Origin of the sequence: Streptomyces canus (assembly GCF_030816965.1) — a bacterium.
Lineage (GTDB): Bacteria > Actinomycetota > Actinomycetes > Streptomycetales > Streptomycetaceae > Streptomyces > Streptomyces canus_E.
The window spans coordinates 2,781,585-2,805,973 of record NZ_JAUSYQ010000002.1; the positions used below are offsets into that span (position 1 = coordinate 2,781,585).

Here is a 24,389-nt window from a genome sequence, read left to right on the forward strand (position 1 = left end):
GCGGCCCTCGTCGGGTCATTCCACTCTCGGCCGTACCAACCCCGATTCGTACGCGATCACCACGAGCTGGGCGCGGTCCCGGGCGCCCAGCTTGGCCATGGCCCGGTTGACGTGGGTCTTGACCGTGAGCGGGCTGACCTCGAGGCGCTCGGCGATCTCGTCGTTGGAGTGGCCACCGGCGACCTGGACGAGAACCTCGCGCTCGCGGACGGTGAGCGCGGCGAGGCGTTCGGAGCGCACCGGGTCGTTGTCGTCCGCGTCGCCCTGGGCGAGGAAGCGGGCTATCAGACCCTTGGTGGCGGCCGGGGAGAGCAGGGCCTCGCCGCCGGCCGCGACCCGGATGGCGCTGAGGAGTTCCTCGGGTTCGCTGCCCTTGCCGAGGAAGCCGGAGGCACCGGCCCGCAGGGACTGCACGACGTAGTCGTCGACCTCGAAGGTGGTCAGGATGACCACGCGGACATGGGCGAGGGAGGGGTCCTCGCTGATCATGCGGGTGGCCGCGAGGCCGTCCGTGCCGGGCATCCGGATGTCCATGAGGACGACGTCGGCGCGCTCCTGCCTGGTCAGCCGGACCGCCTCGGCACCGTCGGACGCCTCGCCGACCACCTCCATGTCCGGCTCCGAGTCGACGAGCACACGGAACGCGCTGCGCAGCAGTGCCTGGTCGTCGGCGAGCAGGACACGGATCGTCATACGGGCTCTTTCGTGGCAGGGATGGTGGTCATACGGCGCCGCCCGCGGCCGGGGTGCGGGTCTTGACCGGCAGGATCGCGTGGACGCGGAAACCGCCGCCGTAGCGGGGACCGGTGGTGAGGGTGCCGCGCAGGGCGGTGACCCGCTCGCGCATGCCGAGCAGCCCGTGGCCGCCACCGCTGTCGGGGTCGTCGTCCTCGCCGGCGCCGTTGTCGAGAACGGTGATCTCCACGTTGGGGCCCACGCGTACGACGCTGACCTCGGCCTTGGCCTCCGTGCCGGCGTGCTTCTGGACGTTGGTGAGGGCTTCCTGGATGACCCGGTAGGCGGCCAGGTCGACGGCGGCGGGAAGGGTGGTGCCGTGGTCGGCGCGGGCGACCTCGACATGGAGGCCCGCGCTGCGGAAGGTGCCGACGAGTTCGTCGAGGCGGGCGAGTCCGGGGGCGGGTTCGGTGGGGGCCTCGGGGTCGCCGGACTGTCTCAGCAGGCCGACGGTGGCGCGGAGTTCGTTGAGCGCGGAGCGGCTGGCTTCGCGGACATGGGCGAGGGCTTCCTTGGCCTGGTCGGGGCGCTTGTCCATGACGTGGGCGGCGACTCCGGCCTGGACGTTGACCAGGGCGATGTGGTGGGCGACGACGTCGTGCAGGTCACGGGCTATACGCAGGCGTTCCTCGGCGACGCGGCGGCGGGCCTCCTCCTCGCGGGTGCGTTCGGCCTTCTCCGCGCGTTCTCTTATGGCCCGGATGAAGGCGCGGCGGCTGCGGACGGCGTCGCCCGCGGTGGCGCCGATACCGGTCCAGGCGAAGATGCCGAGGTTGTCCTGGGCGTACCAGGGCAGCGGTCCTGCGAGCATTGCCGCGCCGGTGAGCACGGTCATGGTGAGCAGGCCGGCCCGCCAGGTGGTGGGGCGGTCGGTGGTGGAGGCGACCGTGAACAGGGCGATGACGGCGGCCATCGCGACGGGAGCACGGGGATCGCCGGTGACGCACTCGATGATGGAGGCGGTGCCGGTGAGGGCGAGGACCGTGAGCGGGGCACGGCGGCGGAAAACCAGGGCCAGAGCTGCGAGGACCATGAGCACGAGGCTGAGGGGGTCCGGGGTGCGCAGGCTCCAGCTGACGGCGTCCTTCTCATGAGGCTGGACGAAGGAGCCGGCCATCATGCAGGCGAGGACGCCCGCCGCGAGGACGGCGTCCAGGGCCAGGGGATGCGCCTTGAGCTGCTGTCTGGCGCGCTGGAGAGTGCTCACGTCCGCAACGGTACGGGTCCCCTGGCAGGGGCGGAACGGAGGCTACCTGTACGTCCCGGGTGACCGGGCCGGTGCCCCGGTGACCGTCGTTCCCGGGAGCGCACCGTCCGCCCGGTCACCCCGGGATGAGGCCGTCGTCGCTGAGCAGGTCCCGGACCTCCTCCAGGGTGGCGTCCGGGGACGGGAGGATCAGTTCCGAGGGTTCCAGGGAGTCGTCCGGGAGGGGCTCGCCCAGTTCGCGGACCCTGGTGAGGAGGGCTTGGAGGGTGCGGCGGAAACCTGAGCCGTCGCCGTTCTCGATCTCGGCCAACAGCTCGTCGTCCAGCTTGTTGAGGTCGGCGAGGTGGCTCTCGGCCAGCCTCACCTGCCCCTCCCCCATGATCCGTACGATCATGTCGCCCTCCTCGGCGTGGGCCCTACTGCTTGTCGAAGCGTGGGGTGTCCTGCGGCTGCTGCTGGGACTGCGACTGGCCGGTGCCGCCCTCGATGGCCTGCTGCGACGACGACCCTCCCGCCAGCTCCGCCTTCATGCGCTGCAGTTCCAGCTCTACATCCGTACCACCGGAGAGCCGGTCCAGCTCGGCCTGGATGTCGTCCTTGTGCATACCGGACTGGTCGTCCAGAACGCCGGAGGCGAGCAGTTCGTCGATCGCGCCGGCCCGGGCCTGGAGCTGTGCCGTCTTGTCCTCGGCCCGCTGAATCGCCAGGCCGACGTCGCCCATCTCCTCGGAGATGCCGGAGAACGCCTCGCCGATACGGGTCTGGGCCTGGGCGGCGGTGTACGTCGCCTTGATGGTCTCCTTCTTCGTGCGGAAGGCGTCCACCTTGGCCTGGAGGCGCTGGGCCGCAAGGGTGAGCTTCTCCTCCTCGCCCTGGAGCGTCGAGTGCTGTGTCTCGAGGTCCGTCACCTGCTGCTGGAGCGCGGCACGGCGGGACAGCGCCTCGCGGGCGAGGTCCTCACGGCCGAGCGCGAGCGCCTTGCGGCCCTGGTCCTCCAGTTTCGAGGACTGCGACTGCAGCTGGTTGAGCTGGAGTTCCAGGCGCTTGCGGGAGGTGGCCACGTCGGCCACGCCCCGGCGCACCTTCTGGAGCAGCTCCAGCTGCTTCTGATACGAGTAATCGAGGGTTTCGCGCGGGTCCTCGGCCCGGTCAAGGGCCTTGTTCGCCTTCGCGCGGAAGATCATCCCCATACGCTTCATGACACCGCTCATGGGCTTCGCGCGCCCCCTTCTGACGGACTTCCAGCTCCAGCTCTGCGACAGAACCCACAGTACGGGCCCTGCATCCATTGACGCACTGTTCCGGGACGGATGCGCTCATCCCCAAGGACGACTGACCAATCCCTTGCTCCGGCGTAAGGAGTAGGTGACCTTCAGGGTGAGCAACCGACACCGGACGTCCCCTCTGTCCCCCTACATGACGACCGGTGTTGCCGGATCGTTCCCCACCGGGCTGGGGTCCAACCCCGGACACCCCTTACCCTTGGGTTTTGTGTTCCGTAGCCGTGCCACCAAGGATGAGAAGGCCGCCGTCGCCGACAAGGCGCAGCTGACCGACTCCAAGCAGCCCCGCGACCCGCAGGCCCCCAAGGGCCGGCCCACGCCCAAGCGCAGTGAGGCCCAGTCCCAGCGCCGCAGCGTCGCCAATACGTCGCTGACGCGCAAGGACGCCGCCAAGCGCCAGCGCGAGGAGCGCCGCAGCGCGCTGGAGAGGCAGCGCCAGGCGCTGGCCGGCGGTGACGAGCGGTATCTGCCCGCGCGGGACAAGGGCCCGGTGCGCAAGTTCGCCCGCGACACCATCGACGCGCGGTTCAACGTGGCGGAGTTCTTCCTGCCGATGGCCGTGGTCATCCTCGTGCTGAGCCTGGTGCGGGTGGGTGCGCTGCAGAGCATCGCGCTGCTGCTGTGGCTCGTCGTGATCGTGCTCATCGTGCTCGACTCGGTCCTCACCGGTTTCCGTCTGAAGAAGCGGCTCGCCGAGCGCTTCCCGGACCAGAACCGCAAGGGCGCGGTCGCCTACGCCCTGATGCGCTCCCTCCAGATGCGTCGCCTCCGGCTGCCCAAGCCGCAGGTCAAGCGCGGAGAGCGGCCCTGAGTACGACGTCTTTCTCCGGGGGCGCGGCGCATGCCTGGCTGAACAAGCTGGGCGGGTTGCGGAATGTCGTACGGCAGGAGCTGATGGCCCGGCAGCTCGATGAGCAGATAGTCGCGCGGTACCCCGTCGGGCAGCGGCTGCGGGTGCTCGATGTGGGCATGGGCCAGGGCACCCAGGCGCTGCGGCTGGCCCGGGCCGGGCACGAGGTGACCGGTCTCGAACAGGACCCCACGATGGTCGCGGCGGCCCGGGAGGCCCTGTCCGCCGAGCCCGAGGGCATCCGGGAGCGGATGCGGATCATCGAGGGCGACGGCCGGGACACCGGGGTGCACTTCCTGCCGGGCAGCTTCGACGTGGTGCTGTGCCACGGTGTGCTCATGTACGTCGAGGAGCCGGATCCGCTTCTCGCGGGGCTGGCGCGGATGCTGGCACCGGGCGGGCTGCTGTCGTTGCTCGTGCGCAACGGTGACGCTCTGGCGATGCGGCCGGGGCTGACCGGGGACTGGGCCGGTACGCTGGGCGCCTTCGACAGCACCGCCTACCGCAACCGCCTGGGGCTCGATGTGCGGGCCGACCGGCTGAGCACGCTGACCGCGACGCTCGCCGGCATCGGGGCACCTCTCCAGGCCTGGTACGGAGTGCGGGTGTTCACGGACACGGCGGCGGACGACACCGAGGCCCCGGCCGATGTGGAGGCGCTGCTGGCCTGCGAGGAGCGGGCCGGGCGGACGGACCCGTATCGGGGGGTCGCCGCGCTGCTGCACCTGTGCGGAGTGCGGGGCTGAGCCCTTACGGGGACGGCGCTCGTGTGCTCCGTCGCCGTGCGGAGGGGGGCGAGGGGGCCATGGCACCCTCGCCCGTCAGGGTCAGGCCTCCTCGGCCGCGCGCAGGCTCATCGGACCGTAGATCTCCGTGGCGTCCTCGAACAGGCGTACCTGTTCCGCGCCGCCTGCGAGCAGGGCCTTCCAGTACTCGCCGAGCCAGGACTCGGCGTCGCCCTGGGTGGTGAACTCCTCCGGCTCCACGGCGGGCTGGGTCTCCGCGCCGTCGGCCTTCTCGAATCGCCAGGTCCATGTCGCCATGCGAGCCTCCCGTGTTTGATCCGTCACGAAGAGCACCCTAAGCGGTAGTTCGTCGGCCGCGGGCCTGTGGGGGTTGCTCGCGCCCCGCGGCGGAGCCGCATATCGATACAGCCCCGCACCCGCTCGGGACGCCTCCGCTCGCGCAAGATCAACGGGTAGCGGCGAGAATCGTTCCCGTGGAACTCACTCTGCTCGGTACCGGTGCCCCCAACGGCCTTCCCCGACCCGGCTGTCCCTGTGCCGCCTGTGCGGTCGCCGTCGGAGCGGACGCCCGTGGTGCCACCGCCGTCCTCATCGACGAGGCCCTGCTGCTCGATCTCACCCCCGGCGCCGCCTTCGCGGCCGCCCGCGCCGGGCACTCGCTCGGTGGCGTACGGCAGGTTCTGCTGTCGCACCCCCACGACGGGCCCCCGGTCGAGGTGCCCGCCGGGCTTCCGCAGCCGGGGCGGGTGCCGGACGGGCAGGAGTTGGCGTTGTCGACGGGGCATCGGGTGCGGGCCGTGGCGATGGACGCGCCGGGGACCGGGTACGCCGTCACCGGGCCCGACGGGCAGCGGGCGCTGTATCTGCCGCCGGGGGGTTCGCCCGCCGGGCTGGAGGAGGGCGCCGTCGAGTCGTACGACATGGTGCTCGCCGATGTCGTACGGCGGCCGGACGCGCTGTCCCGGCTGCGGGCCGTGGGCGCGGTCGGGCACACGACGGATGTCGTCGCCGTGCATATCGATCACGACGTGCCACCGGGGGCCGAGGTGCGGCGGCGGCTGGCCGCGGCGGGAGCGCGGGCCGTGCCCGACGGGACGACTCTGGTCGTCGGAGCCTACGAGGACGTACCGGATGTGCCGCGGCGGACGCTGGTGCTGGGCGGGGCGCGGTCCGGGAAGTCGGTGGAGGCCGAGCGGCGGCTGGAGGCTTTCCCCGAGGTGCTGTACGTGGCGACCGGTGGCTCGCGGAACGGGGACACCGAGTGGGCCTCCCGGGTTTTCGCCCATCGCGAGCGGCGGCCCGGCTCGTGGCGTACGGCCGAGACGTGCGATCTGGTGCCGCTGCTGAAGGACGACGGGGCACCGCTGCTGATCGACTGTCTGTCGCTGTGGCTGACGGACGCGATGGACGCCGTGGGAGCGTGGGACGACGCGGAGTGGGCCGACGGCGGGGAGCGCGAACTGCGGGCGCGGGTGCGGGAGTTGACGGAGGCGGTGCGGGGCGCGCGGCGGACCGTGGTGGCCGTGTCCAATGAGGTGGGCTCGGGGATCGTGCCGGCCACCGCGTCCGGGCGCCGGTACCGGGACGAGCTGGGGCGGCTGAACGCGGCGTTCGCGGGCGAGTGCGAGCAGGTGGTGCTGGTGGTGGCGGGGCAGGCGATGGTGCTACGGGGCTGAGGTGTCGGTGCCCTCGCGGTCTTTGCGGGCGATCACCCGGTACGCCCTCGCGAAGCGGGTGCCGGCGAGGAGGAGGGCCAGGGCGTGGTCCAGCCCTCTCGCGGCGGAGGCCACCGGTCCGGTCGCCCTCGGCAGGCGGGTCGTCACGCGGCCCGGGATGTGCGCGGACCTGCGGGCCGTGGCGATGATCGTGCAGCCCTGGGACTCCAACTCGGCGCGGGGGTCGCCCGGGCATTCCACGAGCAGGTGACCGCCGGGGCGCAGAACGGCGAGGGCCGCCTGGAAATCCTGGGTGCGGGGCCGCTGGTTCAGCAGGCTGACCACGTCGTAGCGGGCGCGGAGACGGGCGGTGATCTGCGGGTCCGTCAGCCGGCCGAGGTGGCCTTCCTCCAGGCGTTCGACCGCTTGGGCGTGCAGAACGCGGGGGCTGGGGTCCAGGCCGTCGAAGGCCGTGTAGGGGAAGAACCTTCTCGCCGCCTCGGGGAAGTCCGCGTCCCCCGTCTCCACGTCCAGCCAGCTCTCCGGTTCGGGGAACGGCAGCATCGCGCGGGCGGTGGAGCGAAGACGCCGTACGGAAGGGGCGGTCGGTGCGGGCATGAGACCTCCCGAGGATGTACGGCAATTCGCTATAAAGCGGAACGTATGGGATGCCGACCCCGGGTGCAACGACGTCATGGCCATGTGGCGCCCCCGTGTTCGATCAGGGCCGGTACTGTTCGGCGAATGAGCTCGCTTAATCTCGACGACTTCACCGACCTGATCGAGCGCCCCGACGGTGGGGTGCGTCGCGACGCCGAGGCGCGCCGGGAGCGTCAGATCGTGCCGCCCGGGGCGTTGGGCCGCCTCGACGACCTGGGTGAGTGGCTGGCCGCGGCGCAGTCGGCCGTACCGGTACGGCCGGTCGAACGGCCGCGGGTCGTGCTCTTCGCCGGTGACCACGGTGTCGCCGGACTGGGCGTCTCGGGGCGGGCCGCGGGCAGCGCCTCGGAGTTGGTGCGGGAGGTCCTGGAGGGCGGCCGTCCGGTGTCGATCCTCGCGCGGCGGCTGGGTGTGCCGGTACGGGTCGTCGACATGGCGCTGGACTGCGATCCGGCCGAGCTGCCGGAGGACGTCGTACGGCATCGGGTGCGGCGCGGGAGCGGTCGTATCGATGTCGAGGACGCGTTGACCCTCGAGGAGGCGGAGGCCGCCTTCCGGGCCGGGGTCGCGGTGGCCGACGAGGAGGCCGACTCCGGTACCGATCTCGTGGTGCTCGGCGATGTGAGCGTGGGCGGGACCACGGCGGCCGGGGTGCTGGTCGCGGCGCTGTGCGGGACCGACGCGTCCGTCGTGACCGGGCGGGGCGGGACCGGGATCGACGACCTGGCCTGGATGCGCAAGTGCGCGGCGATCCGGGACGCGCTGCGGCGGGCGCGGCCGGTGCTCGGGGACCAGTTGCAACTGCTGGCGGCCGTCGGCGGGGCCGACCTCGCCGCGATCACGGGTTTTCTCCTCCAGAGCGCGGTGCGCAAGCTGCCCGTCGTGCTGGACGGGGTGGTCGTGGCCGCCTGTGCGCTGGTGGGTCAGCGGATCGCGTTCCGGGCGCCGGACTGGTGGCTGGCCGGGCAGAAAAGCGGTGAGCCGGGACAGACGAAGGCGCTGGACCGGATGGCCCTGGAACCGCTGCTCGACCACGGTGTGACGGTCGGCGAGGGTGCGGGCGGACTGCTGGCGCTGCCGCTGGTGCAGGCCGCGGCGGCGCTGGCCGCCGAACTGCCGGAGAAGCCCGCGGTTTCCGAGGAGGAGCCGGAGAAGGTGTCCGACGAGGAGTAGTCCAGGACGGGTGGGCGCCCTTGCGACAGAATCGCCGGCGCAAAGGGCATGATCGCCCTTCATGGGAGATGTCCGAGTTGCACCTGTTCGGAATGTCCGCCGGTCCACCGGCGCCTCGCGGCGGGCCGCCGGTTTCGCCGTCTGGTACCTGCGGGTCGTCGCGTTCGTCAACTTCCTCAGCGCGGTGTGGGTCTCGCTGGGGCAGGACGTGCGGCGGCACAACCAGGAGGACTTCTTCACGCCGTATCTGCTGACGGCGGGCTTCGCCTCCGGGGTGTTCACGGCCTTCCTCGCCATCACCATGCGGCGGCGCAAGCGCGCGGCGTGGATCCTGAACCTGGTGCTGTCGGGGGCGTTCCTCGCGCTGTTCGTCCTCGCGATGGCGTTCCCGGAGATCCGGCGGTACGCGCAGAACTGGATCTCGCTCGGCCTCACGGCCGCGTTCGTCGCCGCGCTGCTCGTCGGCCGGCGGGAGTTCTACGCCAAGGGTGACCGGTCCAATCCGCGGCTCGCCGCCGCCGTGGCCGTGGGCGGACTGCTGGTGTCCTCGTTGCTGGCCGCGCTGCTGGTGACCGTCACCAACCAGGCCTCGAGGTCCTCGGCCTTCGGGGAGCGGTGGTGGTACGGCACGCTGCGGCTGGTCTCGGTCGCCGCCGACGACTCCCGCTTCGACGGGATCCTGACGCCGAACTGGGTCAACGTCGTCATCAACGTGCTCAGCACGATCCTCGTCCTCGCCGTCTTCTACGCCGCCTTCCGCTCCCGGCGTGCGGTCGACCCGATCACCGAGGACGACGAGCGGCGCCTGAGGGAGCTGCTGGAGCGGCACGGCGAACGGGACTCGCTCGGGTACTTCGCGCTGCGCAGGGAGAAGAGCGTCGTCTGGTCGCCGACCGGGAAGGCGGCGGTGACCTACCGGGTCGTCAGCGGGGTCTCGCTGGCCTCCGGCGATCCGATCGGCGACCCGGAGGCCTGGCCGGGGGCGATCGAGCCGTGGCTCGCCGAGGCCCGGGCGCACGGGTGGCTGCCGGCGGTGATGGGCGCGAGTGAGGACGCGGGGACGGTGTACGCGCGGCACGGCCTGAACGCGCTGGAGCTGGGCGACGAGGCGATCGTCGAGGTCGCCGAGTTCACGCTGGAGGGGCGGGCGATGCGGACCGTCCGGCAGGCCTACAACCGGGTCGGACGGGCCGGGTACACCGTACGGATCCGGCGCCACGAGGACATCCCCGCCGAGGAGATGGCGGCTCTCGTGCGGCATGCGGACGACTGGCGGGACGGGGCCACCGAGCGCGGGTTCAGCATGGCGCTGGGGCGGCTCGGGGATCCGGAGGACGGCCGGTGCGTGGCGCTGGAGTGCAGGGCCGGCGACGGTGAGCTGAAGGCGGTGCTCTCCTTCGTGCCGTGGGGGCCGCACGGGCTGTCCCTCGACCTCATGCGCCGGGACCGCGACGCGGACAACGGGCTCATGGAGTTCATGGTCATCGAGCTGCTGAACCGGGCCCAGGAGATCCAGATCACCCAGGTCTCGCTCAACTTCGCCATGTTCCGTTCGGTCTTCGAACGTGGTGCGCGTCTTGGTGCCGGGCCGGTGCTGCGGCTGTGGCGGTCGCTGCTCAGCTTCTTCTCGCGCTGGTGGCAGATCGAGTCCCTGTACCGGGCCAACGCCAAGTACCGGCCCATCTGGGAACCGCGGTTCCTGCTCTTCGAGAAGAGCGCGGACCTGCCGCGCATCGGCATCGCCTCGGCCCGCGCGGAGGGGTTCCTGGAGGTGCCGGGACTGCCCGGGTGGCTACGGCGGCGGGAGCACCTGAGTACGCACAGATGAGGACCATGGGATGAAGACGCTCGCCCGCTGGGCCCGCGCGGAGTGGGGGCCGCTGTACGTCACCGTGCGCGGACCGCTGCTGCGGCGGAAGTGGCGGGCGGTCCCCCTGGCGTTGACGGCCGTCGGGCTGACGGCGGCCCTGCACTTCGTGCACAACCAGTCGTGGGGCTACGACGTCGTCCAGGACGTCGGTGCCGTACGCGCCGCGGACCCGTTGTGGCTCGCCCTGCTCCGCACTCCCCTCTCCCTGTTCGTGCCGGCCCTGGACCTGCCGGTGTGGGGCGCGCTGGTGCAGATCCTGTTCGTGTTCGGGATCGCCGAGATCTGTCTGGGCCGGTGGCGGACGCTCGCCCTGGCCTACGCGGCCACGCTCGCCGGAACGCTGTACGCGCGGGTGGGTATCTGGCTGGGCCCCGACAGCCCACTCGGCCTGTCCGCCTCGGACGCGCACGTCGTCGACACCGGCCCGTCGGCGGCCGTGGTGGGTCTTGCCGTCTTCCTCGGCCTGCGTTACGGCGCCCGGGTCACCGCGGGCGCCGTGATCGCGTCGATGGTGGCGGAGGTGCTGGTGAAGGAGAACCTCGCCGGCAGGGAACACCTGGCGGCGATCGCGGCGATGCTGGTGCTGTGCGGAATCCCGGCGACACGTCGGCGGCGTGCGAGGGAAGAGGCCGGGTCGGGGCTGCCGCCCGGCGAGCACTGAGACGGGCACCGACGCGGACCACGTCCCGCGTCCATCACCGCCGGCAGCGACCCATGCGCCCGCGCCTCGGCGAGCGGCCCGATCGCCCCCGGCCAGGCCTCCGGGTCGCCGATCGGATCGCCGGAGACCGGCGAGACCCCGCTGACGACCCGGTAGGTCACGGCCGCCTTCCCGGTCGGTGACCGGACGACGCTCTTCTCCCTGCGCAGCCCGTGCGGCCCCGGGCCCCGGAAACCGGCATTGACGCCGACCGCCCCGCGTCACTGACCAAGATCCCCGCGGCGCGTCAGCGGCGTTCCAGCGACGGCGTCGGGTCCGGTTTGCCGCCGATCAGATCCTGGAACCTCCGGCGGGGGCCCGACCAGCGCTTGTCGCGATGGTAGGCGCGCAGGGTGGCCCGGGCGCGGGCGCGCGGGCGGCGGCGGTAGAAGCGCCGGGCCCAGGGGGAACCCGGGCGGGCCAGGCGGATGACACCGATCAGGCCGATGAGCGGGACGATCACGCTGAAGATCGCCATCCGGGTCTTGCCCTTGAGCAGGACGAGTATCGCGAAGAGGAAGTTGACCACCACGCTGGTGATGACACCGCCGCGGTCCTGGGCCTCCTCCTGCGTGACGTCGTTGACGCCGAACGGCGAGAATCCCGCGAGCATCAGACCGACCAGCGCCGCGGTGAGGACGACGACCTCGACGCTCTTGCGGCCCTCCTCGGTCCAGTAGACGTCGTCGAGATGCAGGATCAGCGCGAACTCGTCCAGCACCAGACCCGCGCCCATGCCGAAGACGACCGCGCACAGCCCGGCCACGAAGCCGTGCCGCCCGCTCGCGACCGCGCCGAAGCCGCCGACGACGGTGAGGGCGACTCCGGGCACCACGTGGTGGATGTGCACCCCTCCGGAGCTGACGTTGCCGAAGGGACCCTTGCCCGCCCGGATGAGCCGGGTGACGACCCGCGTGATCAGGAAGGTCAGGACGAACGCGGTCAGGGCGAGGAGCAACGGCAGCTTGCCCGGTTCCACGATGTTGCGCTCCAGCCAGTGACCCATGTCCCCAGTCTCCGACCGGTGGGGGTGGGCCGCCCGGCGGCCACGGCGTCCGGGCTACCCTGCCGACGTGTCCATGACCCCACCCCCGCTCGACGGCCTCCGCTTCGCCTTCGGCACGCTCAGCGTGCTCCCCGTGAAGGTGACCCGCTGGGACCGGGAGGCGGCACGCGGCGGAATGCTGTGCGCTCCGCTGGTCGGGGTGGCACTGGGATGTGTGTCCGCCGCGCTGGGCCTCCTGCTCCTGGCCCTGGGCTCCTCCGCACTGCTCGCCGCGGTCGCCGGCGTCGCCGTACCGGCGGTCCTCACGCGGGGCCTGCACCTCGACGGCCTCGCGGACACCGCCGACGGCTTGGGCAGCGGCAAGCCCGCCGAGGACGCCCTGCGGATCATGAAGCAGTCGGACATCGGACCGTTCGGGGTGCTCACCCTCGTGTTCGTGCTGCTCGCCCAGGTGGCCGCGCTGTCGCAGATGTACGGCGACTCGTGGGCGCGGGGTGCGACGGCGGCCGTGGTCTCGGCGACAGTCGCGCGCCTGGCCTTGACGCTGGCGGCCCGCGCCGGGGTCCCGCCGGCCAGGCCGGAGGGACTGGGGGCCGCGGTGGCGGGGGTGGTTCCCGTTCGAGGTGCGGTACCGGTGGCCGTCGCGGTGACGCTGGGTGCGGCCGGGGCGGGGGCGCTCCTCGGGTCGTACGACGTCGTCCGCACGCTCCTGGCGGTCGCCGCCGCCGTGGCAGCGGCCGAGCTTCTCCTACGGCACTGCACGCGCCGCTTCGGCGGAGTGACCGGGGACGTGTTCGGGGGGCTGGCGGAGACGGCGGCGACGACGGCACTGGTGATCCTGTCGCTGGACTTCTGACAGGCCTCGAACGTCTAACAGGCCTCGCGCCACACCCCGAGTTCGTACTTCTTCAGCATCGAACTCAGCTTCAGCCGCCGGGACTCGGCGCAGAAGCGGCTGGTGGGCAGTTCGTACTCGACGTGGAAGACCGCCTTGTCCGCCTTGATGAACGGCTCCATGTCCGCGCACTCGGCGTACTGCGCGCACTGCTCGTTGACCGCGAAGTCGAAGTCCCCCACCAACTCCGGGATCTGGTCGAGGTCGTTCTTCAGGCCGACCGACAGTCCGCGGTCGTGGGCCATCTCGGCGATCAGACGGTTGTAGCGGAGCTGGTCCGCCGCCGTCAGTACGAAGCCCGTGCGGTTCTTGTAGCCGTCCATGTTGTCCGGCTCCACCGCGTCGAAGCCCTTCTCGCGGCACATGTCGAGGCGCTCCGCCATCAGCGGTTCCAGGACGTCCGTGGCGCGGATGTCGAGCCAGCGCTCCCCCTCCCAGCCGTTGCCGCGCCCGATCACCGACTTGGGGAACCTCCCGGCGTCGGGGCGCCAGTCCTCCCACGCGCCCGTGGAGAGGTAGCAGATGACCTTGCGGTTCTCGCCGTGCAGCGAGGACACCACGGCCTTGGACTGGTCGAAGCCGTCGATGTCGTACACCGGCACGTCCACGGACGTGTCGACACGTCCGGTCAGCTGCCACTGCCAGGCGACGCCGGGGCGGGGCCGCCAACGGGAGTCGCCGGACTCCGGGTCGGGGGTGGCCGAGCATCCGGCCACCAGAAGGATCACGGTGACCAGCAGGAGAGGGCGCTTCAACGGACGGGCTCCAGACAGTGCGACGGCGTACCCAGGGATGATCTCGTGTGCCGCGGCCATGGGTACGCTCGGCCGACCCGAGCGTAGGCTCGTCCCGGGTGGTCGCCGACAGGGGTGAAGGCCCCGATCGGGGCCCGTGCTCGGACACGAAATAGGGTCGGCCGTCGGGCCCGGTCGACCCACCCGCTCGACCCCAGCAACTTCACATCGGAAGCGAGAATTCACCACCGTGACTGCTCTCACTCTCAGCACCTCCGCGGCGCCCGGCCTGCGGGCCGACGCGATCGTGATCGGTGTCGCCAAGGGCACTGCGTCCAAGTCTGGGGACCTGGTCGTCGCACCGGGCGCGGAGGCCGTGGACAAGGCCTACGACGGCAGGCTCGCCGGCGTTCTGGAGACCCTCGGTGCCTCCGGCGCCGAGGGCGAGGTGACGAAGCTGCCGGCGCCCTCCGGCATCAAGTCGCCGCTCGTGGTGGCCGTGGGCCTGGGCGCCGAGCCCGAGAAGGACTCCTCCTTCGACCCGGAGGCCCTGCGCAAGGCCGCCGGTGTCGCCGCCCGCGCACTGACCGGCTCGAAGAAGGCCGTGTTCGTGCTCCCGGTCGGTGACGCCGCCGATCTCGGCGCGGTCGCCGAGGGCGTGCTGCTCGGGGCGTACTCCTTCACCGCCTACAAGGAGAATGCGCCTTCGAAAAACGACGCCAAGGCGAAGAACGGCAAGGCTCCGCTGGCCGAGGCCACGCTGCTCGGCGGCAAGCCGCGGGACGCCGCGTACAAGGCCGCGCTCGCCCGGGCCACCGCGGTCGCCGAGGAGCTCAACCGCGCGCGCGACCTCATCAACATGCCGCCGAACGACCTGAACCCCGAGGTGTTCGCCTCGATCGTGCAGGCCGCGGGCAAGGAGCACGGCCTCAAGGTGCAGGTGCTCGACGTGAAGGCGCTGGAGAAGGGCGGCTACGGCGGCATCCTCGGCGTCGGCGCGGGCTCGGCGTCGGGTCCGCGGCTGGTGAAGCTGTCGTACACCTCGTCCAAGGCGAAGAAGCACCTCGCGCTGGTCGGCAAGGGGATCACGTACGACTCGGGCGGCATCTCGCTGAAGCCGGCGGGTCACAACGAGACGATGAAGTGCGACATGAGCGGGGCCGCGGCGGTGTTCGCGGCCGTGGTCTCGGCCGCGCGTCTGGGCCTCGAGGTCAACGTCACCGGATGGCTGGCGCTCGCCGAGAACATGCCGTCGGGGTCGGCCACGCGCCCCGGTGACGTGCTGCGGATGTACAGCGGCAAGACCGTGGAGGTGCTCAACACCGACGCGGAGGGGCGGCTCGTCCTCGCGGACGCTCTCTGGGCGGCGTCCCAGGAGAAGCCGGACGCCATCGTGGACGTCGCGACCCTGACCGGCGCGATGATGCTGGCGCTCGGCAGCCGGACGTTCGGGATCATGTCCAACGACGACGCGTTCCGCTCCGCGGTGTACGAGGCCGCCGAGGAGGTGGGGGAGCCTTCCTGGCCGATGCCGCTGCCGCTGCATCTGCGCAAGGGGATGGACTCTCCCACCGCCGACATCGCGAACATGGGTGAGCGGATGGGCGGTGGGCTGGTCGCCGGTCTCTTCCTGCGGGAGTTCGTGGGCGAGGGGATCACCTGGGCGCACCTCGACATCGCGGGTCCCGCGTTCAACGACGGCGGACCGTTCGGGTACACGCCCAAGGGAGGCACGGGGTCGGCGGTGCGTACGTTGGTGCGGCTCGCCGAGTTGACTGCCTCGGGTGACCTGGGGTGATGGTCGCCCGATAGCTCGGTGCCATCGGTCGTACGGAGTGTGCAGGGGCGTGGGGCTGATCGCGCCCAGGCGGCAGAGCCGCACAGGGATACAGCCCCGCGCCCCTGAGGTGTCTCTCACCATGCCCTCTCCTCTCATGTGAGCGTGTGGTGTCTCACACCCCGGCCCGGCGTCTCGTTCAGAGCTGACAAGTGCGAAGATGGGGCTCGGCAGGACAGGGCCCCCACCACAGGGCCGAAGAAAGAGCGGCCGGACACCAGCCGCCGCGCGGTCACTGGAGACCGGCGTACGGCGCACATGCATGGAGGACGTGACGTGGCGAACGACGCCAGCACCGTTTTCGACCTAGTGATCCTCGGCGGTGGTAGTGGCGGTTACGCCGCGGCCCTGCGCGGGGCTCAGCTGGGGCTTGACGTCGCCCTGATCGAGAAGGACAAGGTCGGCGGTACCTGCCTGCACCGGGGATGCATCCCCACCAAGGCCCTGCTGCACGCGGGCGAGATCGCCGACCAGGCCCGCGAGAGCGAGCAGTTCGGTGTGAAGGCCACCTTCGAGGGCATCGACATCGCCGGGGTGCACAAGTACAAGGACGGCGTGATCGCCGGCCTGTACAAGGGCCTCCAGGGGCTTGTCGCCTCCCGGAAGGTCCACTACATCGAGGGCGAGGGGCGGCTGTCGTCGCCGACCTCCGTCGATGTCGACGGCCGGCGCATCCAGGGCCGCCACGTGCTCCTCGCGACCGGCTCCGTGCCGAAGTCGCTGCCGGGCCTGGAGATCGACGGCAACCGGATCATCTCCTCGGACCACGCCCTCGTCCTGGACCGCGTGCCGAAGTCCGCGATCATCCTGGGCGGCGGTGTCATCGGCGTCGAGTTCGCCTCGGCGTGGAAGTCGTTCGGCTCCGACGTCACCGTCATCGAGGGCCTGAAGCACCTCGTCCCGGTCGAGGACGAGAACTCCTCGAAGCTTCTTGAGCGCGCGTTCCGCAAGCGCGGCATCAAGTTCAACCTGGGCACCTTCTTCTCGAAGGCCGAGTACACCCAGGACGGCGTCAAGGTCACCCTCGCCGACGGCAAGGAGTTCGAGGCCGAGGTGCTGCTGGTGGCCGTCGGCCGCGGGCCCGTCTCCGCCGGTCTCGGCTACGAGGAGCAGGGCGTCGCGATGGACCGCGGCTACGTCCTGGTCGACGAGTACATGCGCACCAACGTCCCGACCATCTCCGCCGTCGGTGACCTGGTCCCCACGCTCCAGCTCGCGCACGTCGGCTTCGCCGAGGGCATCCTGGTCGCGGAGCGTCTGGCCGGCCTGAAGACCGTTCCGCTCGACTACGACGGCGTCCCGCGGGTGACCTACTGCCACCCCGAGGTCGCCTCCGTGGGCATCACCGAGGCCAAGGCCAAGGAGATCTACGGCGCGGACAAGGTCGTCGCTCTGAAGTACAACCTCGCGGGCAACGGCAAGAGCAAGATCCTCAACACCGCGGGCGAGATCAAGCTCGTCCAGGTGAAGGACGGTGCCGTGGTCGGCGTCCACATGGTCGGCGACCGCATGGGCGAGCAGGTCGGCGAGGCCCAGCTGATCTACAACTGGGAGGCGCTGCCGGCCGAGGTCGCCCAGCTCATCCACGCCCACCCGACGCAGAACGAGGCGCTCGGCGAGGCGCACCTGGCCCTTGCGGGCAAGCCGCTGCACGCGCACGACTGATCCCTCGGTCGACGAAGCGACGATCACAGACTTCCGCAATTCGTAAGGAGCAACCGAAACCATGGCGGTTTCCGTAACCCTTCCGGCGCTCGGCGAGAGCGTCACCGAGGGCACCGTCACCCGCTGGCTGAAGGCCGAGGGTGAGCGTGTAGAGGCCGACGAGCCGCTGCTCGAGGTGTCGACCGACAAGGTCGACACCGAGATCCCCTCCCCCGCCGCCGGCATCCTGGCCTCCATCAAGGTCGCCGAGGACGAGACGGTCGAGGTCGGCGCCGAGCTGGCCGTGATCGACGACGGCACCGGCGCCCCCGCCGCTGCCCCGGCACCGGCCGCCGAGCCGGTCGCCGAGCCCGCCCCGGAGCCGGCTCAGGCCGCCCCGTCCACCGAGCAGGCCGCACCCGCGCCCGCTCCCACCGCCGAGGCCGCTTCCGGCGGCGGCTCCGCCGAGGGCACGGACGTCGTCCTGCCCGCGCTGGGCGAGTCCGTCACCGAGGGCACCGTCACCCGGTGGCTGAAGGAGGTCGGCGAGGAGGTCGCGGAGGACGAGCCCCTGCTCGAGGTCTCCACCGACAAGGTCGACACCGAGATCCCGTCGCCTGCCGCCGGTGTGCTGCTCGAGATCGTGGTCGGCGAGGACGAGACGGCCGAGGTCGGCGCGAAGCTCGCCGTCATCGGCGCCCCGGGCGCGGCTCCGGCCGCTGCCCCGGCTCCCGCCGCTCCGGCCCCGGCCGCCGAGGCGCCCGCCCCGGCTCCCGCCCCCGCCCCGGCTCCGGCCCCTGCCGCTCCGGCGCCCGCTCCCGCTCCGGCCCCGCAGGCGCCCTCGGCGCCGGCCCCGCAGCAGCAGACGGCTCCGGCTCCCGACCCGGCGCCCGCGGCTCCGGCTCCCGCGCCCGCCCCGGTCACCCCGGCCCCGGCTCCCGCCGCGACCTCCGGTGACGACGGCGCCTACGTGACCCCGCTGGTGCGCAAGCTCGCCGCCGAGAACGGCGTCGACCTGGCAGCTGTCAAGGGCACCGGCGTCGGCGGTCGGGTCCGCAAGCAGGACGTCATCGCCGCCGCCGAGGCCGCGAAGGCCGCCGCCGCTGCTCCGGCTCCCGCCGCTGCCGCTCCCGCTGCCGCCGCCACCAAGAAGGCGCCGTCCCTGGAGGCCTCCCCCCTCCGTGGCCAGACCGTCAAGATGCCGCGCATCCGCAAGGTCATCGGCGACAACATGGTCAAGGCGCTGCACGAGCAGGCGCAGCTGTCCTCGGTCGTCGAGGTCGACGTCACGCGCCTGATGAAGCTGCGCGCCCGGGCCAAGGACGCGTTCGCGGCCCGTGAGGGCGTCAAGCTCTCCCCGATGCCGTTCTTCGTCAAGGCCGCGGCCCAGGCGCTGAAGGCGCACGCGCCCATCAACGCCAAGATCAACGAGGGCGAAGGCACGATCACCTACTTCGACACCGAGAACATCGGTATCGCGGTGGACTCCGAGAAGGGCCTGATGACCCCGGTCATCAAGCACGCGGGCGACCTCAACATCGCCGGCATCGCCAAGGCCACGGCGGAGCTCGCGGGCAAGGTCCGCGCGAACAAGATCACGCCGGACGAGCTGTCCGGCGCGACCTTCACCATCTCCAACACCGGTTCGCGCGGTGCGCTCTTCGACACGATCATCGTGCCGCCGGGCCAGGTCGCGATCCTCGGTATCGGTGCCACGGTCAAGCGCCCGGCGGTCATCGAGACCGAGGAGGGCACGGTCATCGGCATCCGCGACATGACCTACCTGACCCTCTCCTACGACCACCGTCTGGTGGACGGCGCCGACGCGGCCCGTTACCTGACCGCGGTCAAGGCGATCCTGGAGGCGGGCGAGTTCGAGGTCGAACTCGGCCTGTAATCCTCGGAAGTGCCTGTACGGTGCCCCGTCCGGAGCTCTCCGGACGGGGCACCGTCGTCTCACCGGGGCGTCAGCGTCCTGTCCCCACGAAGAAGCCGCGGGCCTCGACCTTGCTGATCATGGCCCAGGCGGTGTTCACCTCGTGGGTTGAGGACCTGGGGCAGCGGTAGCGGCTGTAGGGGTGCTCGGAGGTGCCCGGGTGGTAGGCGTCCGGGCTCATCTCGCTGAGCATGCGGTCGTACGACCCGTCCGCGGGCCAGGCTCCGATCTCGCCGCCGGGTGGGGTGGAGAGCTTCTCGCTGGGGTTCTCGACGGCGCCGTAGACCCAGCGGCCGGTTCCCGGGACCTTGAAGCCCCAGCCGACGTGCCCGAACTTCTGGCCCCGTCGGGATTGACGAAGACGCGGGCGGCGCCGCTGCCCGGGTCGCACCCGCCATGTCGGTGATCGCTTCGGTCGCTTCGATCGTTTCGGTACTGCTCGGTGTCACGTCGGCCGTCGCCCGTGTGGCGGACTGACCGCAGCCCGTCACGGCGACGATCGCGCCGATCACGGCCGCGAACGCCAGTCCGCGCTGTCCCCCGACGTTCATGCCGTCCCCCTGCGGTGCGAAGGGGCGCCCCGCGCGGGAACCCCTGACGCACGCGACACTTCTCCGAGCCGTGGGGTTCCGCGTCTTGACAGAAGTCGTGCGGCTGGGAGCGTGTAAGCCTCGTCTCACCTGCATGAAAGCGCCCCCGTGCGCCCCTCCCGGACGGGCACTCGGCCTTATTGTCTAAACGTCAAACGCCCTTAAGGAGCTCTCATGACCGCGCCCGTCGTCCACTCGCTGCGCGAACAGATCCGCGAGCACATCGTGGAGGGAATCGTCAGCGGGCGCTGGCAGCCGGGCGAGCGGATCGTGGAGCGCCGTATCGCGACCGAGCTGGAGGTCAGCCAGACGCCGGTGCGGGAGGCGTTGCGCGAGCTGGAGTCGCTGCGGTTGATCGAGTCCGCGCCGAACAAGGGCGTACGGGTGCGGAATCTGACAGCGGCCGACCTGGAGGAGAGCTACCCCGTACGGGCCGGTCTGGAGGCCATCGCGGCGGAGCTGGCGGCGGAGCGGCTGGCGCAGGACTGCTCGGCCCTGGAACCGCATGTCGCCGCGCTCTACGAGGCCGACCGCGACTCGGACGGCACGGGGCAGGTGCGGCACACGGTGGGCTTCCACCGCGAGCTGGTGCGGGCGGCCGGCAACTCGGTGCTGCTGCACACCTGGGAGGGCCTGGGCATCGAGGTCTTCACCGCCCTGTCGATCCGCTGGCTGGGAACGGTCCAGCAGTCGTACGCGGAGGAGCACGACGAGCTGGTGGCGGCGTTCAAGCGCCGGGACCCGCGGATCCCGGAGATCGTGAAGGCGCATGTCCTGGGGTGCGCGCCGCGGGCCTGACGCAGCCGAGCGCACCTGCGCTCACCTGCGGAAACCCTTCGAAAACAAGGCACCCGGTGTCTCCGTTGGAGACACCCCGTGCCTACTTTCTCGTCATCGAGAAGTTTTGCCCCTCAACCCTTTGATCGATCATCGATCAGCGAGTTAGAGTCGCCGACGGGCCCTTACCGGGGCCCTCCGCCCTGTCCTGCCAAAGACAAAGGGCACCCCCGAAACCCTGCCTGATTGAGGGAACCCCCTTCGACTGAGGAAGGCGGCGACATGACCGACCCCCACGCCATCCAGGCGAGCGAGCTCGACCAGCTCCACGACCGGGACCCCGAGGAGACCGCCGAATGGCAGGCCTCGCTGGACGCGGTTGCCAAGGCCGCCGGCCCGCACCGAGCCGCGTACCTGATGCGCCGCACGCTGGAGAGGGCGGAGGGCAACGGCATCGCGCTGCCGAAGCTCCTCGAGACCGACTACGTCAACACCATCCCCACCGCCGCCGAGCCGTCCGCGCCCGGTGACGAGGAGATGGAGCGGAAGATCACCGCGTGGAACCGCTGGAACGCGGCCGCGATGGTCACCCGCGGCTCCAAATACGGCGTCGGCGGCCACATCGCCACCTTCGCCTCAGCGGCCTGGCTCTACGAGACCGGCTTCAACCACTTCTTCAAGGGCAAGGAGGCCGACGGGTCCGGCGACCAGCTCTACATCCAGGGCCACGCCTCCCCCGGCATCTACGCCCGCGCCTTCCTCGACGGCCGGCTGAACGAGGACCACCTCGACAACTTCCGCCGCGAGTCCGGCGGCAACGGTCTCCCTTCGTACCCGCACCCCCGCCGCCTGCCCTGGCTGTGGGAGTTCCCGACGGTCTCCATGGGCCTCGGACCGCTCTCCGCGATCTACCAGGCGCGCTTCAACCGCTACCTGACGGCCCGCGGCATCAAGGACGTCTCGGACTCCCACGTCTGGGCCTTCCTCGGTGACGGCGAGATGGACGAGCCGGAGTCCACGGCGGCACTCGGGCTCGCGAGCCGCGAGGGCCTCGACAACCTCACCTTCGTCATCAACTGCAACCTGCAGCGCCTCGACGGCCCGGTCCGCGCGAACTTCAAGATCGTGCAGGAGCTGGAGGCCCAGTTCCGCGGCGCCGGCTGGAACGTCATCAAGTCGCTGTGGGGCAACGCCTGGGACGAGCTGTTCCGGCTCGACACCACGGGCGCGCTGGTACGACGGCTCCGCGAGGTACCCGACGCGCAGGTGCAGACGTACCAGACGCGCGACGCCGCCTACATCCGCCAGGACTTCTTCGGCAAGGACCCGGCCCTCGTCGAGATGGCGAAGCTGCTGTCCGACGACAAGATCCTCGAGTGTTTCCACCTCTCCCGCGGTGGCCACGAGGCGCGCAAGGTGTACGCCGCCTACAAGGCCGCCGTCGAGTTCAAGGGCGCGCCGACGGTCATCCTGGCCCAGACGGTCAAGGGCCACACCCTCGGCGAGGGCTTCGCGTCGAAGAACGCCAACCACCAGATGAAGAAGCTGACGGTGGACGAGTTCAAGACCATGCGTGACCTGCTTGAACTGCCCATCAAGGACAGTGACTTCGTCGACGGCGTGGTCCCCTACGGCCACCCCGGCGCCGACTCCCCCGAGGTCCGCTACCTCCAGGAGCGCCGCGCGGCCCTCGGCGGTCCTGCCCCGGCCCGCCGAGTGCACCCGGTGGCTCCGCTGCCGGCCCCCGCCGAGAAGGCCTTCGCCTCCTTCGACAAGGGCTCCGGCTCGCAGAACGTGGCGACGACGATGGCCTTCGTCCGCCTGATCAAGGACCTGGTCCGCGACAAGGAGACGGGCAAGCGCTGGGTGCCGATCGTCCCCGACGAGGCGCGCACCTTCGGTATGGAGTCGTTGTTCCCGTCGCTCGGGATCTACTCCCCCAAGGGCCAGACGTACGAGCCGGTCGACCGCGACCAGCTGATGTACTACAAGGAGGCCCAGAACGGCCAGATCCTCAACGAGGGGATCACCGAGGCCGGTTCGATGGCCGACTTCATCGCCGCGTCCACCGCGTACGCGACGCACGGCGAGGCGATGATCCCGTTCTACATCTTCTACTCCATGTTCGGCTGGCAGCGCACGGCCGACCAGATGTGGCAGCTCGGCGACCAGCTGGGCCGCGGCTTCCTCGTCGGCGCCACGGCGGGCCGTACCACGCTGACGGGCGAGGGCCTGCAGCACGCGGACGGTCACTCGCCGGTGATCGCGGCGACGAACCCGGCGGCGCTGACGTACGACCCGGCGTTCGCGTACGAGGTCGCGACGATCGTGCGCGACGGCATCCGCCGCATGTACGGCGAGGCGGCGCCCGGTGAGGACCCGAACGTCTTCTACTACCTGACGGTCTACAACGAGCCGATTCCGCAGCCCGCGAAGCCCTCCGGCCTCGGTATCGACGAGGGCATCGTCAAGGGTCTGTACCGCTTCAACACGGCGGAGACCGCGGGCCTCTCCCCGGCCGCCAACGCCGCCCGCATCCAGCTGCTGGGCTCCGGCACGGCGATCCACTGGGTGCTGAAGGCGCAGCGGATGCTGGCCGAGGAGTGGGGCGTGGCGGCCGACGTGTGGTCCGCGACGTCCTGGACGGAACTCCGCCGTGACGCGCTGGAGGCCGACGCCGGCCTGCTGCGCGGCGAGGAGCGGGTCCCGTACGTCCGTCAGGCGCTGCACGGTGCCGAGGGACCGGTCCTCGCGGTCTCCGACTACATGCGTCAGGTCCCGGACCAGATCGCGCAGTGGGTCGAGCAGGACTGGTCCTCGCTCGGCGCGGACGGCTTCGGCCTCTCCGACACCCGCGAGGGCGCCCGCCGCCACTTCGGCGTCGACGCGGAGTCCGTCGTGGTCGCGGCCCTGGCCCAGCTCGCCCGGCGCGGTGAGGTGAAGGCGACGGCCGTGAAGGAAGCACGGGAGAAGTACGGGCTGTAAGAGCCCGGGCTTCGATGAAGGGGTACGGCGGCCGCCGTACCCCTTCGCTGTCAGTGGCCCCCGGCATCATGGCCGTATGCGTGCTGCCCGCCTCATCAAAATGGTGCTGCTCCTCCAGTCTCGTCCCTCCATGACCGCCGCCGAGCTGGCGCGGGAGCTGGAGGTGTCGGAGCGGACGGTGACGCGGGATGCGCAGGCGTTGTCAGAGGCCGGGGTTCCGGTGTACGCGGACCGGGGCAGGGCGGGCGGGTACCGCCTCATCGGCGGCTATCGCACCCGCCTCACCGGCCTGGCGCGCAGCGAGGCCGAGGCGCTGTTCCTGTCCGGTGTGCCGGGAGCGCTGCGCGAGATGGGGCTCGAGGACGCCGCCTCCGCCGCCCGGCTGAAGGTGTCCGCCGCGCTGCTCCCCTCCCTCAGCGACGCCTCCCGTACGGCCGCTCAGCGGTTCCATCTCGACGCGCCCAACTGGTTCACCGAGCCGAAGTCCCCCGAGCTGCTGCCCGCCGTCGCCGACGCCGTGTGGGACGACAGACCGGTCACCGCGCGCTACCGGGGCCGGGAGCGCGAGGTGGAGCGGGAGCTGGAGCCGTACGGGCTCGTGCTCAAGGCGGGCGTCTGGTACCTGTGCGCGCGGATCCCGGGGAACGGCACCTTCCGGGTGTACCGCATCGACCGGTTCATGGCGGTGACGGCCGCCGAGGAACGGTTCGAGCGCGACGAGGAGTTCGACCTGCCCGGATTCTGGGAGGAGCGCGCCGAACAGTTCGCGCGCTCGATCCTGCGGGCCGAGGTGGTCGTACGGCTGTCCGGAGCAGGGGCGCGCAGACTGCCGTACGCCGTCGATCCCGCCGGTCCCGCCCGGGAGGCGCTGGCAGCCGCCGGACCGCCGGACGACGACGGGTGGGTGACGGTGACCCTCCCGGTGGAGTCCGAGGAGGTCGCCCACGCTCAGCTCGCGTCGCTGGGGCCGGAGGCCGAGGTGCTGGCTCCGGAGAGCCTGCGGACGCGGTTCGCGAGGGACGCCGTACGTCTGGCGGGGCTGTACGGCAGGGACGGGACTCTGTTCGGGACATAACAATCCGCCGCACTCCACGTGCGCCCCACCC

General features: G+C 71.3%; 22 protein-coding genes and 1 pseudogene. 13 read left to right on the forward strand and 10 right to left on the reverse strand.

Annotated features, from left to right (window positions below):
* Nucleotides 1-15 precede the first annotated feature (15 nt).
* From QF027_RS13765 to QF027_RS13780, 4 genes are all read right to left on the reverse strand, one after another.
* Nucleotides 16-693, reverse strand: coding sequence for a response regulator (locus tag QF027_RS13765; protein WP_306982615.1), 678 nt, complete (start codon nt 691-693; stop codon nt 16-18).
* A gap of 28 nt (nt 694-721) precedes the next feature.
* Complete coding sequence (locus QF027_RS13770) at nt 722-1,942, reverse strand: sensor histidine kinase (protein WP_306982613.1); 1,221 nt, start codon at nt 1,940-1,942, stop codon at nt 722-724.
* A 115-nt stretch (nt 1,943-2,057) separates the two neighbouring features.
* Entirely contained in the window at nt 2,058-2,336 is a 279-nt protein-coding gene (pspAA, locus tag QF027_RS13775) for a PspA-associated protein PspAA (protein WP_306982611.1), read from the reverse strand.
* A 22-nt stretch (nt 2,337-2,358) separates the two neighbouring features.
* Entirely contained in the window at nt 2,359-3,126 is a 768-nt protein-coding gene (locus QF027_RS13780) for a PspA/IM30 family protein (protein WP_373432108.1), read from the reverse strand.
* Between the two features lie 232 nt (nt 3,127-3,358).
* On the opposite strand from QF027_RS13780, the gene QF027_RS13785 reads away from it, so the two are divergent.
* Both QF027_RS13785 and QF027_RS13790 read left to right on the forward strand, forming a co-directional pair.
* Entirely contained in the window at nt 3,359-4,036 is a 678-nt protein-coding gene (locus QF027_RS13785) for a DUF3043 domain-containing protein (protein ID WP_306982607.1), read from the forward strand.
* Nucleotides 4,037-4,119: 83 nt separating this feature from the next.
* On the forward strand, nt 4,120-4,821 hold the full coding sequence (locus QF027_RS13790) for a class I SAM-dependent methyltransferase (protein ID WP_307082355.1): 702 nt from the start codon (nt 4,120-4,122) through the stop codon (nt 4,819-4,821).
* 81 nt (nt 4,822-4,902) lie between these two features.
* On the opposite strand, the gene QF027_RS13795 is transcribed toward QF027_RS13790, so the two are convergent.
* A complete protein-coding gene (locus QF027_RS13795; protein WP_057611769.1) occupies nt 4,903-5,118 on the reverse strand; it encodes a hypothetical protein in 216 nt (71 codons plus the stop codon).
* 176 nt (nt 5,119-5,294) lie between these two features.
* On the opposite strand from QF027_RS13795, the gene QF027_RS13800 reads away from it, so the two are divergent.
* Complete coding sequence (locus QF027_RS13800) at nt 5,295-6,497, forward strand: bifunctional adenosylcobinamide kinase/adenosylcobinamide-phosphate guanylyltransferase (RefSeq protein ID WP_307074756.1); 1,203 nt, start codon at nt 5,295-5,297, stop codon at nt 6,495-6,497.
* Here QF027_RS13800 and QF027_RS13805 read toward each other — a convergent pair.
* Entirely contained in the window at nt 6,486-7,094 is a 609-nt protein-coding gene (locus QF027_RS13805) for a methyltransferase domain-containing protein (RefSeq protein WP_306982602.1), read from the reverse strand. The genes QF027_RS13800 and QF027_RS13805 overlap by 12 nt on opposite strands.
* A gap of 126 nt (nt 7,095-7,220) precedes the next feature.
* On the opposite strand from QF027_RS13805, the gene cobT reads away from it, so the two are divergent.
* The 3 genes from cobT (at nt 7,221) to QF027_RS13820 (ending at nt 10,840) form a co-directional block, all read left to right on the forward strand.
* Nucleotides 7,221-8,309, forward strand: coding sequence for a nicotinate-nucleotide--dimethylbenzimidazole phosphoribosyltransferase (gene cobT / locus QF027_RS13810; protein ID WP_306982600.1), 1,089 nt, complete (start codon nt 7,221-7,223; stop codon nt 8,307-8,309).
* 61 nt (nt 8,310-8,370) lie between these two features.
* A complete protein-coding gene (locus QF027_RS13815) occupies nt 8,371-10,137 on the forward strand; it encodes a phosphatidylglycerol lysyltransferase domain-containing protein (protein WP_307074758.1) in 1,767 nt (588 codons plus the stop codon).
* A gap of 10 nt (nt 10,138-10,147) precedes the next feature.
* Nucleotides 10,148-10,840, forward strand: coding sequence for a hypothetical protein (locus QF027_RS13820; protein ID WP_307074760.1), 693 nt, complete (start codon nt 10,148-10,150; stop codon nt 10,838-10,840).
* A 23-nt stretch (nt 10,841-10,863) separates the two neighbouring features.
* On the opposite strand, the pseudogene QF027_RS13825 reads toward QF027_RS13820, so the two are convergent.
* A pseudogene (locus QF027_RS13825) lies at nt 10,864-11,061 on the reverse strand (phosphatidylglycerol lysyltransferase domain-containing protein); the annotation flags it as partial.
* A 65-nt stretch (nt 11,062-11,126) separates the two neighbouring features.
* Nucleotides 11,127-11,885 (reverse strand): hypothetical protein, encoded by a 759-nt coding sequence (locus QF027_RS13830; RefSeq protein WP_306982592.1) that lies wholly within the window; start codon nt 11,883-11,885, stop codon nt 11,127-11,129.
* A 73-nt stretch (nt 11,886-11,958) separates the two neighbouring features.
* On the opposite strand from QF027_RS13830, the gene QF027_RS13835 reads away from it, so the two are divergent.
* Nucleotides 11,959-12,741, forward strand: a complete 783-nt coding sequence (locus QF027_RS13835; protein ID WP_307082357.1) for an adenosylcobinamide-GDP ribazoletransferase — start codon at nt 11,959-11,961, stop codon at nt 12,739-12,741.
* A 14-nt stretch (nt 12,742-12,755) separates the two neighbouring features.
* Here the strand turns inward: QF027_RS13835 and QF027_RS13840 are convergent, their stop codons facing one another.
* Complete coding sequence (locus tag QF027_RS13840; RefSeq protein WP_307074763.1) at nt 12,756-13,535, reverse strand: endo alpha-1,4 polygalactosaminidase; 780 nt, start codon at nt 13,533-13,535, stop codon at nt 12,756-12,758.
* Nucleotides 13,536-13,764: 229 nt separating this feature from the next.
* On the opposite strand from QF027_RS13840, the gene QF027_RS13845 reads away from it, so the two are divergent.
* From QF027_RS13845 to sucB, 3 genes are all read left to right on the forward strand, one after another.
* A complete protein-coding gene (locus QF027_RS13845) occupies nt 13,765-15,312 on the forward strand; it encodes a leucyl aminopeptidase (protein WP_307074765.1) in 1,548 nt (515 codons plus the stop codon).
* A gap of 315 nt (nt 15,313-15,627) precedes the next feature.
* Complete coding sequence (gene lpdA / locus QF027_RS13850; protein ID WP_306982586.1) at nt 15,628-17,016, forward strand: dihydrolipoyl dehydrogenase; 1,389 nt, start codon at nt 15,628-15,630, stop codon at nt 17,014-17,016.
* A 61-nt stretch (nt 17,017-17,077) separates the two neighbouring features.
* Entirely contained in the window at nt 17,078-18,892 is a 1,815-nt protein-coding gene (gene sucB / locus QF027_RS13855; RefSeq protein WP_306982584.1) for a 2-oxoglutarate dehydrogenase, E2 component, dihydrolipoamide succinyltransferase, read from the forward strand.
* 70 nt (nt 18,893-18,962) lie between these two features.
* On the opposite strand, the gene QF027_RS13860 is transcribed toward sucB, so the two are convergent.
* Complete coding sequence (locus QF027_RS13860; RefSeq protein ID WP_307074767.1) at nt 18,963-19,322, reverse strand: hypothetical protein; 360 nt, start codon at nt 19,320-19,322, stop codon at nt 18,963-18,965.
* 373 nt (nt 19,323-19,695) lie between these two features.
* On the opposite strand from QF027_RS13860, the gene QF027_RS13865 reads away from it, so the two are divergent.
* The 3 genes from QF027_RS13865 to QF027_RS13875 all read left to right on the forward strand — a co-directional run bounded on the left by QF027_RS13865 (nt 19,696) and on the right by QF027_RS13875 (nt 24,358).
* Nucleotides 19,696-20,319 (forward strand): GntR family transcriptional regulator, encoded by a 624-nt coding sequence (locus QF027_RS13865; protein WP_306982580.1) that lies wholly within the window; start codon nt 19,696-19,698, stop codon nt 20,317-20,319.
* A gap of 261 nt (nt 20,320-20,580) precedes the next feature.
* Nucleotides 20,581-23,283, forward strand: a complete 2,703-nt coding sequence (gene aceE / locus QF027_RS13870) for a pyruvate dehydrogenase (acetyl-transferring), homodimeric type (RefSeq protein WP_306982578.1) — start codon at nt 20,581-20,583, stop codon at nt 23,281-23,283.
* A gap of 76 nt (nt 23,284-23,359) precedes the next feature.
* Nucleotides 23,360-24,358: a helix-turn-helix transcriptional regulator gene (locus tag QF027_RS13875; protein WP_307074769.1), complete on the forward strand. Its 999-nt coding sequence runs from the start codon at nt 23,360-23,362 to the stop codon at nt 24,356-24,358.
* The last annotated feature ends 31 nt before the right edge of the window (nt 24,359-24,389 follow it).